The sequence below is a fragment of the Planctobacterium sp. AWM4_229 genome, assembly GCF_056160305.1.
Genome location: NZ_JBSWWX010000005.1, coordinates 494,007 through 509,752, shown reverse-complemented (window position 1 = coordinate 509,752; position 15,746 = coordinate 494,007). Strand labels below are relative to the sequence as shown.

The 15,746-nt window shown below is 46.0% G+C and carries 15 protein-coding genes and 3 tRNA genes; 7 read left to right on the top strand and 11 right to left on the bottom strand.

Features of this window, described 5'->3' with window-relative positions:
• Positions 1-403: 403 nt before the first annotated feature.
• The 6 genes from ACXAGP_RS13965 to ACXAGP_RS13940 form a co-directional block, all read right to left on the bottom strand.
• Positions 404-480: transfer RNA gene (locus ACXAGP_RS13965), tRNA-Arg, on the bottom strand.
• Between the two features lie 85 nt (positions 481-565).
• Positions 566-642 (bottom strand) — tRNA-Arg (locus ACXAGP_RS13960).
• A 53-nt stretch (positions 643-695) separates the two neighbouring features.
• Positions 696-786 (bottom strand) — tRNA-Ser (locus tag ACXAGP_RS13955).
• A 234-nt stretch (positions 787-1,020) separates the two neighbouring features.
• The gene (gene csrA, locus ACXAGP_RS13950) at positions 1,021-1,236 is read right to left on the bottom strand and encodes a carbon storage regulator CsrA (protein WP_338293326.1); all 216 of its coding nucleotides are present in this window, start codon (positions 1,234-1,236) and stop codon (positions 1,021-1,023) included.
• A gap of 132 nt (positions 1,237-1,368) precedes the next feature.
• Positions 1,369-3,966 (bottom strand): alanine--tRNA ligase, encoded by a 2,598-nt coding sequence (gene alaS / locus ACXAGP_RS13945; RefSeq protein WP_475262120.1) that lies wholly within the window; start codon positions 3,964-3,966, stop codon positions 1,369-1,371.
• Between the two features lie 112 nt (positions 3,967-4,078).
• Positions 4,079-4,564: a regulatory protein RecX gene (locus tag ACXAGP_RS13940; protein WP_475262119.1), complete on the bottom strand. Its 486-nt coding sequence runs from the start codon at positions 4,562-4,564 to the stop codon at positions 4,079-4,081.
• Between ACXAGP_RS13940 and ACXAGP_RS13935 the strand changes: the two genes are divergently transcribed.
• The 4 genes from ACXAGP_RS13935 to ACXAGP_RS13920 all read left to right on the top strand — a co-directional run bounded on the left by ACXAGP_RS13935 (position 4,563) and on the right by ACXAGP_RS13920 (position 7,559).
• Positions 4,563-5,717 (top strand): GNAT family N-acetyltransferase, encoded by a 1,155-nt coding sequence (locus ACXAGP_RS13935; RefSeq protein WP_475262118.1) that lies wholly within the window; start codon positions 4,563-4,565, stop codon positions 5,715-5,717. The genes ACXAGP_RS13940 and ACXAGP_RS13935 overlap by 2 nt on opposite strands.
• A 398-nt stretch (positions 5,718-6,115) precedes the next feature.
• Positions 6,116-6,388, top strand: a complete 273-nt coding sequence (locus ACXAGP_RS13930) for a helix-turn-helix transcriptional regulator (protein ID WP_229529074.1) — start codon at positions 6,116-6,118, stop codon at positions 6,386-6,388.
• Positions 6,388-7,098 (top strand): hypothetical protein, encoded by a 711-nt coding sequence (locus ACXAGP_RS13925; RefSeq protein WP_475262117.1) that lies wholly within the window; start codon positions 6,388-6,390, stop codon positions 7,096-7,098. Before ACXAGP_RS13930 ends, ACXAGP_RS13925 begins: the two co-directional genes overlap by 1 nt.
• A 125-nt stretch (positions 7,099-7,223) precedes the next feature.
• Positions 7,224-7,559, top strand: a complete 336-nt coding sequence (locus ACXAGP_RS13920; protein ID WP_475262115.1) for a hypothetical protein — start codon at positions 7,224-7,226, stop codon at positions 7,557-7,559.
• A gap of 818 nt (positions 7,560-8,377) precedes the next feature.
• On the opposite strand, the gene ACXAGP_RS13915 is transcribed toward ACXAGP_RS13920, so the two are convergent.
• The 5 genes from ACXAGP_RS13915 to ACXAGP_RS13895 form a co-directional block, all read right to left on the bottom strand.
• Positions 8,378-9,166, bottom strand: a complete 789-nt coding sequence (locus tag ACXAGP_RS13915) for a DUF4097 family beta strand repeat-containing protein (RefSeq protein ID WP_475262114.1) — start codon at positions 9,164-9,166, stop codon at positions 8,378-8,380.
• 275 nt (positions 9,167-9,441) lie between these two features.
• Entirely contained in the window at positions 9,442-9,936 is a 495-nt protein-coding gene (locus ACXAGP_RS13910) for a CYTH domain-containing protein (RefSeq protein ID WP_475262112.1), read from the bottom strand.
• 5 nt (positions 9,937-9,941) lie between these two features.
• Positions 9,942-10,685 carry a ParA family protein gene (locus tag ACXAGP_RS13905; RefSeq protein WP_475262111.1) on the bottom strand — a complete coding sequence of 248 codons (744 nt, stop codon included), beginning with the start codon at positions 10,683-10,685 and terminating at the stop codon, positions 9,942-9,944.
• Positions 10,682-12,223, bottom strand: coding sequence for a CHAD domain-containing protein (locus tag ACXAGP_RS13900; RefSeq protein WP_475262109.1), 1,542 nt, complete (start codon positions 12,221-12,223; stop codon positions 10,682-10,684). The genes ACXAGP_RS13905 and ACXAGP_RS13900 overlap by 4 nt, the downstream gene beginning before the upstream one ends.
• Positions 12,201-12,386, bottom strand: coding sequence for a hypothetical protein (locus tag ACXAGP_RS13895; protein WP_475262108.1), 186 nt, complete (start codon positions 12,384-12,386; stop codon positions 12,201-12,203). The genes ACXAGP_RS13900 and ACXAGP_RS13895 overlap by 23 nt, the downstream gene beginning before the upstream one ends.
• A gap of 232 nt (positions 12,387-12,618) precedes the next feature.
• Here ACXAGP_RS13895 and ACXAGP_RS13890 point away from each other — a divergent pair, with 232 nt between their 5' ends.
• The 3 genes from ACXAGP_RS13890 to ACXAGP_RS13880 all read left to right on the top strand — a co-directional run bounded on the left by ACXAGP_RS13890 (position 12,619) and on the right by ACXAGP_RS13880 (position 15,726).
• On the top strand, positions 12,619-13,692 hold the full coding sequence (locus tag ACXAGP_RS13890) for a PLP-dependent cysteine synthase family protein (RefSeq protein ID WP_475262107.1): 1,074 nt from the start codon (positions 12,619-12,621) through the stop codon (positions 13,690-13,692).
• Positions 13,686-14,510: a 23S rRNA (adenine(2030)-N(6))-methyltransferase RlmJ gene (locus tag ACXAGP_RS13885; RefSeq protein WP_475262106.1), complete on the top strand. Its 825-nt coding sequence runs from the start codon at positions 13,686-13,688 to the stop codon at positions 14,508-14,510. The genes ACXAGP_RS13890 and ACXAGP_RS13885 overlap by 7 nt, the downstream gene beginning before the upstream one ends.
• 106 nt (positions 14,511-14,616) lie before the next feature.
• A complete protein-coding gene (locus ACXAGP_RS13880) occupies positions 14,617-15,726 on the top strand; it encodes an HDOD domain-containing protein (protein WP_475262105.1) in 1,110 nt (369 codons plus the stop codon).
• The last annotated feature ends 20 nt before the right edge of the window (positions 15,727-15,746 follow it).

Below are 15,746 nucleotides of genomic sequence, written 5' to 3'. Positions count from 1 at the left end.
CGACCTACAAAAACATCATCGAGCCTGAAATTGTAGGTTCGCTTTGAGCTGCAGGGATGCAGTGAATGCCCTTTATGTCGGGAACATTTAAGCGACGAGTCGGACAACAGTGGTTGAATGAAAATCCGCTGTCGACATAAATGTCGACCTACAAAAACATCATCGAGCCTGAAATTGTAGGTTCGCTTTGAGCTGCAGGGATGCAGTGAATGCCCTTTATGTCGGGAACATTTAAACGGCGATGCGGACAACAGTGGTTGAATGAAAATCCGCTGTCGACATAAATGTCGACCTACAAAAACATCATCGAGCCTGAAATTGTAGGTTCGGCTTTAGCCGGACAAGGATGCTCGAATGACAAAAACAAAAAAGCCCGAATCTTTCGATTCGGGCTTTTCCGATATGGCGCGTGTGGAAGGATTCGAACCTCCGACCGCCTGGTTCGTAGCCAGGTACTCTATCCAGCTGAGCTACACACGCTTTAAACTTGTTCAGGCCAATGCCTTCATTGCTCAATTATAATGGGTGAGCGAAATACTTCAAATATCGGGATTCAATAACTGAATGGCGCGTGTGGAAGGATTCGAACCTCCGACCGCCTGGTTCGTAGCCAGGTACTCTATCCAGCTGAGCTACACACGCGCAGATATTTAATATTCAGCATTTCAATGTATCGATTTAACGACTCAATGAAATGGCGGAGAGGGAGGGATTCGAACCCTCGATACCAGTAATAGGTATGGTTCCTTAGCAGGGAACTGGTTTCAGCCACTCACCCACCTCTCCTAAACTTTGGATTTCAACTGTCCTTTCAGACCAGTGTCAGCCCCAAAATGTGGATGCGAAGTTTAATGATTAGTACCGCGAAGTCAAACAATTTTTTGAGGAATTGATTTAGATGCTGGCAATTTAATCAATGCAGTCATTTATTGACCAACTGGTTAATAAACAAACCGTGCGAATTCGAGGGCTATAAGCCCTGAAAATGCAAAAGGCTGGAAGACCAGCCCGCGATGAAGATTATTCTTCGCCCTTGTCAGCGCCCGACTCGTGAGCAGCCAACTGAGCGTTTTTCTCCGCCTGAATGCGCATGTAAATCTCTTCACGATGCACTGATACTTCTTTTGGTGCATTCACACCGATACGTACCTGATTTCCTTTCACTCCTAGTACAGTAACTGTCACTTCGTCACCGATCATCAGAGTTTCACCAACACGTCTGGTTAAAATTAGCATTCTCTTGCTCCCGTTTCCGTTATTCCAATGGAAAATCCGTTTAGCGTTTTCAAAATCACAGCCTCGTCCAGACCGTGATTTTTCCTACCATTCCTTATTTTTTTGTCACTAAAAATCGGTAGTTAATTTGGATTATAGACTATCTTCTAACCATGTCGAGATAGACTTTAGTCCAACAGCCAGATTTTCGGGTTGAGTTCCACCAGCCTGCGCCATATCAGGACGACCACCGCCTTTACCACCAACTTGCTGAGCCACGAAGTTAACCAACTCGCCCGCTTTCACTTGCGCCGTTAAGTCTTTAGTGACGCCTGCGATCAAATTAACTTTGGCATCGCCTTTAACGGCCAGGAAGATGATCCCTGAACCAATTTGGTTTTTCAGATCGTCCACCATGCCACGCAATGCTTTGGGTTCAACCCCCTCTAATTCAGAGACCAGTACTTTGGTACCTTTTATTTCAATTATTTTTGAAATAAGGTCATTACCTGCCTGACTGGCCAACTTTTGCTTCAACTGGTCAATTTCTTTTTCCAGTGATTTTTGCTGCTGGGTTAAGCCTTCTATACGGTCTGCAACCTGAGCAGGATCGGTTTTTAGTTTATCCGCCACTTTGGCGACGGTATCCAAGGCTGCCTGAGTATAGTCCAGAGCTGCTTGTCCGGTGATGGCCTCAATTCGGCGTACACCAGCGGCAATACCGCCTTCTGAGATAATTTTAAACAAGCCGATGTCGCCGGTGCGACTTACGTGGGTGCCACCACATAGCTCTACAGAGAAGTCCCCCATAGACACCACGCGGACTTTTTCGTCATACTTTTCACCGAATAGCGCCATTGCGCCTGAGGCTTTTGCTTCTTCCAAATCCATTAGCTTTGTGTCTAGTGGATTGTTAGCGCGAATTTGCTGGTTAACAATGGCTTCGATTTCTCGTAGCTCTTGTTTGCTCACCGCTTCTAAATGAGAAAAGTCGAAACGGAATTTATCTGGTTCCACCAATGAACCTTTCTGGTTCACGTGGCTTCCTAAAACCTGACGCAAGGCAGCGTGCACCAGGTGAGTGGCACTGTGATTGAGTTTGATGCGCTGGCGACGCTCACTGTCCACCTGAGTAGACACGCTATCCCCTAATTTAAGCCCTGCTTCTGCAATGCCTTTGTGAGCCACCGCTTTCCCCAGTTTAACTGTGTCTTGCACAACAAACTGGCCGTCTTGCAGTTGCAATACCCCCTGGTCGCCTACCTGACCACCCGATTCAGCGTAAAACGGGGTTTCATCCAGGATCACAATACCTTCGTCCCCTGCACTCAAAGATTCAACGGCACTGCCTTCTTTGAACAGCTCAACGATTTTGGCGTTGCCTTGCTCATGGTCGTAACCGGTAAAGTCGGAAACCTGATCCGACTTCAACATGGCGTTGTAATCGGCACCAAAGTTACTGGCCTGCTGCGAGCGTTTTTGCTGCTCAGCCATAGCTTGTTCAAAACCGGCTTCATCTATCTTTAAGGATTTTTCTCGCAATACGTCATTGGTGAGATCTAACGGGAAGCCATAGGTGTCGTATAACTTAAAGGCCAAATCGCCGGGCAAAGTATCCCCTTGCATTTGAGCGATGGCTTCGTTAAGGATATTCATACCGCGATCCAGGGTGCGAGAAAACTGCTCTTCTTCCACCTTGAGTACTTTTTCCACCACCGCTTGCTGTTCTTTCAGCTCCGGGTAAGCTTCGCCCATTTGTGCCACCAGTGACGCCACCAGCTTGTGGAAGAACACGTCTTTAGCACCCAGTTTATTACCGTGGCGCACAGCACGACGAATAATACGACGCAATACATAACCACGCCCTTCATTGGAAGGCATTACGCCATCGCAGATCAAGAAACCACAAGAGCGGATATGGTCAGCGATAACCCGCAAAGACTTGTCTTCCAAATCGCTGGTGCCAACAATTTTGGCAGCATCAACAATCAGATTCTGGAAGATATCAATCTCATAGTTGCTGTGCACATTTTGCAAAATGGCAGAGATACGCTCCAGCCCCATACCGGTATCGATAGAAGGCTTAGGTAATGGCTCCATGGTGCCATCGGCCTGGCGATTGAACTGCATGAATACCAGATTCCAGATCTCGATAAAGCGGTCGCCGTCTTCTTCTGGTGAGCCCGGAGGTCCTCCCCAGATGTGCTCGCCGTGGTCGTAAAAAATTTCAGAACAAGGGCCACAAGGTCCGGTATCACCCATGGACCAGAAGTTATCGGAGGTGGAAATGCGAATGATTTTTTCAGCCGGAATACCGATTTCTTTGTTCCAGATATCAAAAGCTTCGTCGTCTTCCGAGTAAACCGTTACCAGTAACTTTTCTTTGGGCAAACCCAGCTCTTCGGTTAGAAAGGTCCAGGCGAAACGAATGGCATCGGTCTTAAAATAATCACCGAAACTAAAATTACCCAGCATCTCAAAGAAAGTATGGTGTCTGGCGGTGTAACCGACGTTCTCCAGGTCGTTGTGCTTGCCACCGGCACGCACACAGCGCTGAGAGCTAACCGCGCGACTATAACTGCGCTGATCAGAGCCTAAAAAGACATCTTTAAACTGGTTCATACCCGCGTTTGTGAACAATAGTGTCGGATCGTCGTGAGGCACCAAAGAAGAACTGGAAACCAGTTGGTGATTGTGACGTTGGAAATATTCAAAAAAAGCGTTTCTGATCTCAGCCGTGGTTTTGCTCATCGGGCATCCTGTATTAAGTTCGCAAAGTGTATTCGAAATAGGGCGCAAGATAGCATGATTTTAATATTGAATCACCGCCACAAGTGCGGATTTTTAGCTATCCGGGCTGGAATTATTCATCCTCGCTCAAGGCATACTGGATTTGCTCTTCGCTAAAACCCCGTTGCCAGAGGTAGCGCTTTTGCTTTTGACGGGCCTGCCAGTCTTCGCTAGTCCCATTGCGAAACTTGCGCAGCAAGGCGTCTTTGCACAGCTCAAACCAATCGATATCCGCCTCCTGCATGGCTTTGTGACTGTCGCTACTGGCCACCTGGTGTTGGCGCAATTCATCTGTGATACGTCCGGGACCATAAAATTTTGCTACTCTGGAGCGAATGAACATCTGGGCAAAACGCAGGTCAGACTGATACCCTTGAGCTTGAAGGTCAGCAAGCGCAGTTTCACACAACTGAGTTGCAAAACCTTTTTGCAGGAGTTTGCGTAACAACTCCTGCTGGCTGTGCTCTCGACGCGCCAATAAACGGATGGCCGCTTCTCGGATCTGGCTTAACTGTTTGTCGGGAGAATCATCTATTAACAAGCAAAGTAACCTGTTCATGTCATTAAAATTGCAATTTTGTCCTGAAATAGCGCAAATTAACAGGGCGCAGTGGAACAAACTCACCTCTGTCCACTACCCTTTTCTGCGCCATGAGTTTCTGTCGGCGCTGGAATCTTCAGGCTCAGTGGCCGCAGAAACAGGATGGCAACCCTATCACCTTTGGGTAACCGAACAAGAATCTCCCGTTGCCTGTATGCCGTTATATATTAAAACCCACAGCTACGGCGAGTACGTATTCGACTGGGCCTGGGCAGATGCCTACCAGCGCTATCAGTTAAATTACTATCCCAAATTAGTGGCAGCTATTCCCTTTACCCCGGTAACCGGCCCTCGCCTTATCTTTGACTCCCGTGAGGTAAGCGCAGCCCTGACCGAGAACATTATTTGTGCAGTACAACAGGAGTCTCAAAAACTGGGCCTGTCGTCGCTGCACATTTTGTTTCCCGAGGAACGCCACACGCAAGACGACCAATGGTGCCAGCGACAAAGCGTGCAATTTCAATGGCACAATCAGGGCTATCAAGAGTTTGATGATTTTCTGAGCCGCTTTGCCTCGCGCAAACGCAAAAACCTGAATAAAGAGCGCCGCAAAGTACGGGAACAAGGCATAGAGGTTAAGCGTTTTTTTGGTACAACGTTGCAAGCGCAGCACCTGGACTTCTTTTATCAGTGCTACCAGCAAACCTATTTAAAACGCAGTGGTCACGGCGGTTACCTGAACAAAGCCTTTTTTGACAGCTTGTTCACCGATATGGCCGACAACATCATGATTGTGCAAGCCCGGCGCGATGGCGAGGCGATTGCTGCAGCCCTGTATTTTTATGATCAAAACGGTTTGTATGGCCGCTATTGGGGGGCGCTGCAAGAATTCGACTGTTTGCACTTTGAATGTTGTTACTACCAGGGCATTGAGTTTGCCATTGAACAACAATTGCCGTTGTTTAACCCCGGCACTCAGGGAGAGCACAAAATTCAGCGGGGCTTCGAGCCCATTTATTGTCAATCGGAACATTGGCTGGCCAACCCCGATTTTAATCGCGCCATACAAGATTTCGTACGACGGGAACAATTGCAGATTGCACACTACAAAAAAGAAGCGGCGAGTCTACTGCCTTTCAAACAAACACAGTGCAATAAAGCGCAAGCCTGAATGCTCTTTTAAAAAGGGCTACCCATCAAACCAGGTTTCTCGTCTCCAAAGCCCGTCTTAATGAAACTGACCAAGCCATTTTTACAAGCACAAAAATGGCTTAAAACACACAATTGGGTTTGTTTCTGTTTTGTTTCTTTGCGTGAAAATTAACATACCCGCAAATGAACTTAAGATCACTCAATGCAATTCTTCAGCAAAAAAAAACCTAATTATGGAGCATTATTCGCCACATTAAGTGCAATATAGGTAATATTTTAGACCAAAGTCGTATTGTGCATCCTGATTACAAATTGCACTATTTTGTGGGAGCCGATTCACATAAGCAAAACCTTGTGCTAAAGTTCAGGAATCGGTAAATAAACAACTCAACAAATGTCTTAATTGTAGTAAATGTCATGCGCGTAAAAAGTAACAATCCAAAACATCTGGCAAAATCAAAATTGCTACGTCAAATGCGTAAGGACGCGGGACTCACCCAGCAGGAGATGGCGGAGCGACTTTTTATCTCTCGGGAAACGGTAGTGGCTATTGAAAATTGCCACCAGAATACCATTGAAACCATTGAATCTGATCTTCAGGAGAAGTGGTGGGAAATCTGTCGCCCCAGAGCGACCCCCAACACCTATCAAGCCTTTAAAGACTTCGTGCTTAAATCCTTTAGGCTTTAATGCTATTAGCATTCGCTGAAAAAACCCTGTCAGGGCTGGTATTTTCCGCCCTGGTAGTGGGTATTGCTTCCTATTTTGGTCAACCCTTTATATTTGACCCCATTGTCCTGATCGCGATTATCGCGATTGCTTTCTTCTTCAGACGCAATATAGACATACTTACAATCTGTGGCGTATTGATTTTTATCAAAGTTCTTGAAGAACTTATGTGGCGTTTCATAGAAAACACCATTTGGTTCAAAATTCCGTCCTATCTGATATTGGTAATATGTTGTTTAACACTCGGAAGAGGAGCACTTCGAGTTTATGCCTTATCTTTTATCGGTATTGCTATTGCAAGTGAATTGTGGTGGTACGTAACAGATTATAAAGCCCCTTACATTCTGTGGCATTGCTACATGGTCACGGTCTGTGTATTTGTAATTAGATACATTAAAATGCGAACCTTTTGGTTAATAGAAATAAACCCTAAATGGGAAACAAGGCCCATTTTCTTGGACAACCAAGTAATGTTGGTGCAAAGGCTATATTTGGCTTTATACTCACTTGTCACGTTCGAGTACTATATTAGGCACATTCTTGGTTTCAAAGAATTAGTCACTGTTTACAAACTTTATCCTTTCATAGGCTCATGTTTGGCTATTTACACGCTGTACATGATCATCTTACAAAGTGCTATGCACCTTAAAAATATAGAGCTCGACGCTTAATCTGATTCAAAATTGCTCAATCAGCAATAAATCTTCATAATCGCCTTGTGGATCATCTACCACACCTATTGATGTGGGACCTGTCCCACAATTTATTAATTCATTAATATTATGAGGATTTAACGATGAAAAAACTTATCTTAACTGCAATTATTTCTGTATCTCTTTTCTCAGTTAACGCAATGGCCAATGGTACAAAAGGTGGCGACCCTAGGACAATGAGTACTCTTGCGAGCTTTAATGGAACTAAAGGTGGCGATCCTAAGAATGATATTTTCATTATTAGTAGCAACGGTACGAAAGGTGGGGATCCTTTATCTTCTGACAATGGAACCAAGGGTGGTGATCCTGAAACTTCAGACAATGGAACTAAAGGCGGCGATCCTGAGCGTCAAGTTATCACTATGGATTCAGGCTACCCAACACTGTCGGCCTTACTTAGCAAATACTTCTCGTTTTAAGTTTATGATTAGTGCACAGCGAATAAGGCCAGTACGAGCCTGGCACTTATTCCCCGTAGCGAGACAACTCAACTAAATGGCCATTTTATGCAAGAAAAAAATGGGCAAGGACGCCCCCATTTTGGGGCAAAATCAATGTAACACTTAAACGACACTTGAGATAAAACACACAAAAAAGCAGATAATAAAAACAATAACCGCTGCTGTACCTGTCACTTAAGCTTTTCCCACAAAGCCAACACCGCTTTGTCTGGCAAATAGAAGCCCACCTTCGCACCGAGGGTGGCTGTGTTTCCCCTCGCCCGCTGTAGGTTCGACTTGAGCTGCCTTGTAGGTTCGGCTTTAGCTACTATGTAGGTTCGGCTTTAGCCGGACAACAGTGGTTGATTTAAACGCCGTTGTCGACATAAATGTCGACCTACAAAAAAGACATTCACGCCATCCATGGCGCTCAAGCAGGACCTACACTACAGGCATGCAGTGAATGCCGTTTATGTCGGGAACATTTAAACGGCCAGCCGGACAACAGTGGTTGATTTAAACGCCGTTGTCGACATAAACGTCGACCTACAAAAATAGACATTCACGCCATCCATGGTGCTCAATGTCGACCTACAATGGTAAATGCCGTTTATGTCGGGAACATTTAAACGGCGAGCCGGACAACAGTGGTTGATTTAAACGCCGTTGTCGACATAAATGTCGACCTACAAATAAATAGATATTCACGCCATCCATGGTGCTCAAGTCCGCCCCAAAAAAAAAGCAAAGGACCAATGCTATTGGCCCCTCGCTTTTTACTGACTGGAAATTATATTCTAGTACTCTTTGATGCTGATACTGCCGCCAGAGGTATGTAATTTCAGACGCGGACCACCGCCGTTAACCTCACCGCGAATAGATTTTTTCGATACCCGACCATCTACGCTAAAGTCGCTTCTTACCCGGCCACCACTGGTGGAAGCATGTAAGTCCACCTGCATGTCTTCAATCATGCGCACTGTGATGGAGCCACCACTGGTATCAAGCGTAGCGTCGTCCGTTAACTGTTTGGCAAAGGTCGCTGAAATGCTACCGCCTGAAGTATGAGCGTTTAAATCACCGTTAACCGAACCTGTGGTAATAGAGCCACCACTGGTATGCAACTCGACATTGCCATCAATGTCGCCAATCTCAATGCTGCCACCGGACGTATTGGCATCCACCTGCCCTTTTAGATCGGCAATATCAATAGAGCCACCAGAGGTACGCAAGTCCAGGTCATATTCTTTGGGCACGGTAATAATGAACTTAGCGCGAATATTGCGCCCCCAATAATTATCGCCGCGGTCAAAAGTACCGACTACCGATACATCACCGCCAGAAACACTGTGGCTGACTTTAAACTCATCAGCATTTTTACCATCCACTTCTACTTCAATTTCAACCGTGTCACTGTTGTGAGTGCGAATATCTAAGGAGCCGACATCGGTTTTTAACTCTAGCTTTCCGCCCTTGCTCACCTCGTAAGTGTGCTCAACATCCGCAGCAATACTCAAACCTGCAAATAACATTGCACCACATAACGCCAATGCGCCTTTACCCATTCCAGTTACCTTGTTCATCATGGCTGATTTCCCCTTGTTAAATAGCTCATTTGTGATTGTATTAACTTTGTCGCAGGGTAAATCGAAAAAGTTTAAATGGGGATAAAAATTTTTTGAATAAGCGGTTTGTTATTTGCTCGTAACAACCAGGGTAGAAAAAAGATACTGTTTTGCACAGCATTTTTACAACGCATAAAGCCCGGATAAAGCATTGTTTAGTTGAGCAAACGAGTGCGCTAAAACCGGAGTATTTACCGTATTAACAACGACACGTTCAAAGAAATAGATCGCATCGTTTACAACGCGGCGAACTTCCCCGGTAAACCAAAACGGGCCAGATTGGCGTTTTTGTAGTCCTGATCGGTTGTGACCTCTTGCTCGGTAAAATCAGGTGGTAGAAACTCCTGGCTGGCTTCTTCAGAGTTAAACTCCACTTCCAGGGTCATCAGTGGTTCCAGCTCGCCGTAATACAAATCCAGAGATAAAACGTGGCTGAGGAATTTAATATCGTAGCGGCGCTTTTCCACTCGCATGCCCATGGTTAGTGGCCACAAGGTATCAAACTGCTCCTGGCTCAGCGCTATTTGTGTTTCCAGGCGCTTTAAGCCTTTGCCTTGTTTGATGGTCATGGTGTATTTGCCGCCTTTGTCGCGAATGCGGATTTCTTTCTCGCTTTCCAAAGACAAATAGCCCTGTCGAATTTCTTTTGGGGTGCGCGGCTCCAGCAGGCCCTCGGGTATTTCACGGACAATAAACTTTCGTTCTATTTCCCATTCTGAATGCATACTCATAGTACTTACTCCAAGGAAGCCTTAACTTCGTTCCAAAGATTGCGATAGCTGATAAAAGCCGGTCGGTTTTTTGCGAACTCCCCCACAGGGGCGCGATGTTCTCCCATTTTTTCAATATCTGCGGAAAACGGGATACGGCTTTTCAACAGCCGCTTATACTGCTTTTTCAAACGCCCTGCGGCATCACTGTGCATGTGCTTTTGACGCTGCATCATTGATAAAAAAGGTACCAGTCGTTTGGCGGGTAAATTGTTGTCGTTAAAAAAGCTTTCTACCTGAGCCAAGGTTCTCTCCGAAAGTGTCGTGGGGATGACAGGCACTAATATGACATCTGCTGCCCGAAACACATTCTCAGACAACATACTGATAGTGGGCGGACAATCGAGGATCACCAGGTCGTATTCTTTTTTAAAGCCTTTGAGGATCTTAGCCAGACGTTGCTGGGCTTTTGACATGTTACTTAAGTTCACGTCAAAATGGCGAAACGAAAGATGGGCCGGCAAAACGTCCAGGTTGTTATAGTCTGAGCCTTTGATATGCGACAAAAGGTTTTTATAGGTTTCGAAAAAGCGTAAGTTCCAGTCTTTCTTTTTCGCTTTTACCCGAAAATAAAAAGACGACGCCCCTTGCGGATCCATATCCACCAGCAACGTTCTCAACCCTGCCTGACTGGCAAACCAGGCCATGTTAACTGCGGTCGCGGTTTTACCAACGCCGCCTTTCATGCTGTAACAGGCTAATACTTTCATGCGCTTATCTCCTTTTTATTGTTTGATTTGGAGGTGGCAAATAAGGACTGCACCAAATCCGATGTACCAGGCTGGGCAAACTCTGCAAATTTCTTTTCTACCTGTTGCCGCTGCTCCGTTTGTTTTTGTGCTAAAACAAGAATTAATGCCCCCACCGACATGTGTAACTGCTTGTTGGGGCGTGCGGAATGTAAATAGTCATGCAGAGCTTCTTGCTGCACCGAATAATCGTTGAACGCGCCCAAGGTATTTTGCATTTTCTTTAACTTTTTCATGAGTTTGGACAACTCGGCTGAAGGGTAAAGCGGTGCAAAAAAGTCCAGCAAATAACGAAACGTCTTACATTCCAGTCGAAGGTCGTGCACCTGTTCGTCTGGCGTTTCGGGATGAATAATGTCACCTAGTTTCAGAATTTTGCGGTACTTCTTAAGCACGCTCTTATTCACCAGAGCTAACACTGGCTGTTGCGCTTGTGGTGTTGGATTGCTTTCCAGCATGTGGGCAAACCAGGCCTGGCAATTTGCGATTTCTTTACTGTAGGCGCTACTGGACAACCAGGCTTTGAGCTCTTTATAAGTCTTACTGTGTTGCTTGCGGAAGTCATCGAACATGACTGGCAAACCGGCACGCAGCTCCTCGGGTAACATTTGCTCGTAGTCCGCCTGCTGCAATAGGTAAACGTCCAGGTCGCGTGCCGTATTGGTAGGCCGCATAATATCCGCCAGTTGTTGTTTTATTACCTGATGTGCCTCTGCCGGGAAGATGGCTTTCATTAAACTCACCAGAGAACGGGTCTTACGCAATGACACCCGATAATCATGCAGAAACTCAGTGTCTTCCGATTTAGTTAGCACCCCATTTTCATGATTGCGGGCAGTATCAATCATGTTGTTGCACATATTACATACCACCTCTCCCACCGGAGCTTGAGGTGCGATGTTGATTGCAGGTGATGTCGGTATTTGGGGGAGTTGCTCTTTAAAGCACTGCACCAGACAAGCAGTAAAGTACTTGTCGGTTGCTGAAAAGCCAATTTTGGCCAGGGCTTTACGCAAAAGTTTGTGGGCTTTGGCGTAGCCGCGCACTGGTGTTATGCTGACATAAATACCCTTCTCGGTTTGGATAAAAACAGCGCGTACCACACATTTGTGCTCATCATCTCGCAGTTCAAGTTGCTGAATATCGGTTTTAATACGCAGCTGAGTTTCTAGTTTTCTCAGCCCGATCAAACCACTCATCGCAGTTCGCCAGTGGTCCTGCTCAAATTCAGCGGCGAACCCCGGAACAGGCTTATTCGACTGTTTCAAAATTTGGTTGTGAGAAGTGAGCAGTGTTTGCCCGGCAATGCGCACCAGACAGTGCTTAGCCTGGCGAAGGTGTTGATCAAAGTCGTCGTAGAACAACATTAATGAAGGTGATGGTGCAGTCCAATCTTGGCTTAGTTTGGCAACTTTGAGTGACGCAGGTAAATCCACCTCAAGCTCCGTTGGCCAAAACAAACAATCTGTATCGGAATTAAAGTTTAATTTTGATATCACCGTGCAAATACCCCTCCACTAGCTTTTCCAGGATTTTTTGAACTGACGTATCTTGCTCAATAGCTTTTATTTTTAATGCTTTTAAGGTTTTACTGCCCAGACGAAGCGATGTGTTCTTTTTGCCGTCATCGGTTTTATCCTGAGTGACTTTTACTTTCGCCATAAAACTTCCAATTGATAAATTGACAGATCTTGCAATGAGGTGCTTAGTTAACTCGCTGCTGTTGGATGATTTTTGCTCACATTAAACCTATCATGAAATAATGACGTCATTATGTCAATACGTCATCTTTTAACATTCTCATATCGCCCCAAAATAGGTGAAATGACTGGCCGATAGCTGTGATAAACTTGCGTAATTAGGCCAAACCATAATAACTATTCAGGAGATCCGCGTGTCAGAATGGGTGAAACAGGCGATCAACAAAATCGAATCCGATTATCAGCGCTCCGCTGATACCCACTTGATTAAGTATCCATTGCCAAACATCGATGGCATCCAGCTGTATTTAAAAGATGAATCTACGCACCCTACCGGCAGTTTAAAACACCGCCTGGCGCGGTCATTATTTTTGTATGGATTGTGCAATGGCAACATTCGGGAAGGCACCACCATAGTGGAATCTTCGTCTGGCAGCACCGCAGTATCCGAAGCCTATTTCGCACAAATTCTGGGACTGCCTTTTATCGCCGTGGTACCGCAAGGCACATCCGAAGAAAAAGTGGCTCAGATTGAGTTTTATGGTGGACGTTGCCACTTTGTACCGCCTGCGGAAATTTATTCCGCCGCTGCCAAGCTCGCGGAGCAAAATGATGGTCATTACATGGACCAGTTCACTTACGCAGAACGTGCCACAGACTGGCGAGGCAATAACAATATTGCCGAAAGTATCTTTATGCAGATGCAGCGCGAGCCTAATCCTATCCCCGCCTGGGTGGTTGTTAGTGCCGGTACTGGTGGGACATCCGCCACCATTGGGCGCTATATTCGCTTTCAGGGCTACAACACCAAGATGTTAGTGGCCGATCCCAGTAACTCGGTGTTTTACGATTATTTTAAAACCGGAGATGCCTCGCTCACCGCCTACAAGGCCACCAACATTGAAGGTATTGGGCGCCCCAGAGTGGAGCCATCCTTTATCCGTACCGTAGTGGACGACATGAGCAAGGTCAATGACGTCGCTTCCATCGCCACCATGCGCTACGTCAACAAGGTATTAAACAAGGAAGTCGGTGGTTCCACCGGTACCAATCTGTATGCGGCCTTTGCCCTGATTGCTAAAATGCGCGCTGCTGGTGAAACAGGTAGTGTAGTGAGCATGATCTGCGACTCTGGCAGCCGCTACAAAAACACTTATTACAACTCCAACTGGTTAGTGCAAAAAGGCTTGCTTACCGATATAGAAAGCTTTGAGCAACAGCTAGCGGAATTCCACCAAAGCGGACAGTGGAGAGAATTACCATGCTGAGCTATCAACACCACTATCACGTAGGTAACCACGCCGATGTACTGAAACACTGGGTGCTGTTCGAATGCCTGACTTACCTGCAAAAAAAGGACAAACCCTTTGATTACATCGATACGCATTCCGGAGCAGGTATTTATGATCTCAAGGATAGCAAGACCCAAAAATTAAAAGAGTTCGAAACCGGTATCACGCGCTTGCTTGCAAAGCCACTTCTGGCCCTCGCAGACTTTACCCATCTCATGGAGCAATTCGTTGATAATGGTCAATATCCGGGTTCACCTGCCATTGTGGATGCGTTGTTGCGCCGAGGTGACAAAAGCTGGTTGTTTGAACTGCACCCGCAAACCTTTACTGAACTGGAGCAACACTGTGCCCGCAAACGGCAGTGCTTTGTGCGCCAGGAAGATGGCTTTAAAGGGTTAACCGCGCTGTTACCCGTCGCCAGTAAACGGGCCTTAGTGCTGATTGACCCTTCTTATGAACTTAAAGAAGATTATCGCAATGTGGTAATTGCAGCCGAAAAAGCCATTCAGCGCATGCCGCAAACCACAGTATTGATCTGGTATCCGGTGGTACAACGACACTATGTTGATACCCTTGTTACTGGCATACAGGATTCGTCGCTGCGCAATGTAGTGCAAATTGAATTGCGCATTGCCGCAGACTCAGATGCAAAAGGCATGACTGGCTCAGGCATGATTGTCATCAATCCGCCTTGGACATTGGCCAAACAAGCTGAAACCCTATTGCCGGAATTAACTGAAGTACTATCCCCGGGTGAAGGCGACTATGACGTAATTATCTTGGTGGAGGAATAATTCTACCTGAAACTCATTTTCACTTTGGGTGATGCTGATTAAATATTGCACTTTTTCAGCATTGCTCACACAATAACAACAACCTTCATTTCACAAGGATTATGCAGTGTTAGGTAAGTTATTCGCATTCCTCAACCCGGCCCCCAAAAAAGCAGGCCCCCAATATCTGAACCTGTCTGACGATACCGCAGGCCAAGCCGCCACGCCAACAAAAAAGAAAACCACTAAAGCGCAATTAAGTGCCATCGAAATCCTGGAGCGCAAATACGGTGAAATGACCCAAGCGGAGATTTCCGAGACCAGTGAATTCATGGATAAAAAGGATTTTCGCTTTTACGACTATTTGTTGGGTGCATCTGCAAGTACCCGAGAAGTAAATGCCCTGGAAAAGAAAATCCTTGTTGATACCAATAAAATGTTAAGTCGACCAGAGGTGATGGTGCAGCATTTGCCACAATTGCCGCAATCCATTACCCAGCTAAAATCGATGTTGGACAACCAGGATTTTAAACTGGAAGAATTTTCTGAAATTGTAAAGCGCGAACCCGCCCTCGCCAGCCACATGGTCAAGGTGGCAAACAGCCCTATGTACAATCATTCGGGTAAAGAAATCGCCAACCTGGGCCATGCGTTTATGTTGATTGGCGCAGAGGGTGTGAAAGAACACATACTGATGCGTTTTTTCAAACAGCTGCTCAACATTCGCCCCATTTATTTTAAAATGTTTGGCGCTAAAATTTGGGATCACAGTCTGAGTACCGCCATGTTGGCCAAAAAAATCGCTGCGGCTAAAGGACTCAATCAAGAGACAGCCTATCTCAATGGCTTGGTGCACGATATTGGCAAAATCATGATTTTCCAACTCATGGTGAATGCCTTTCGCTCAGCTAATCCTGATGAATCCCCCAATTCCCTGGTGTTTAAAAAACTGCTCAACGACAAGTCCATGCAGATTAGTGTTATGGTGGTGAAAGAGTGGCAAATGCCTGAAGCGATAATTAATAGTGTCACTGATCTGGCATTAAGCCTGAAACGCCCGGTAAAAACCAAAATGGGGCGCGTATTGTACGAAGCCAATCTGGTGAGTGAATTGGTCATGATGCACGAAACCCAGCCTTTGTCGCCAGAGCAGTACCTGGAAATCGCCAAAACCGCTCACTTGAGTGATGCGGCCACCGAGACCCTGTTTAAAAGCGTGGTGGCAGAAGGAAATTAAGTAACAACAGGTAATAATGA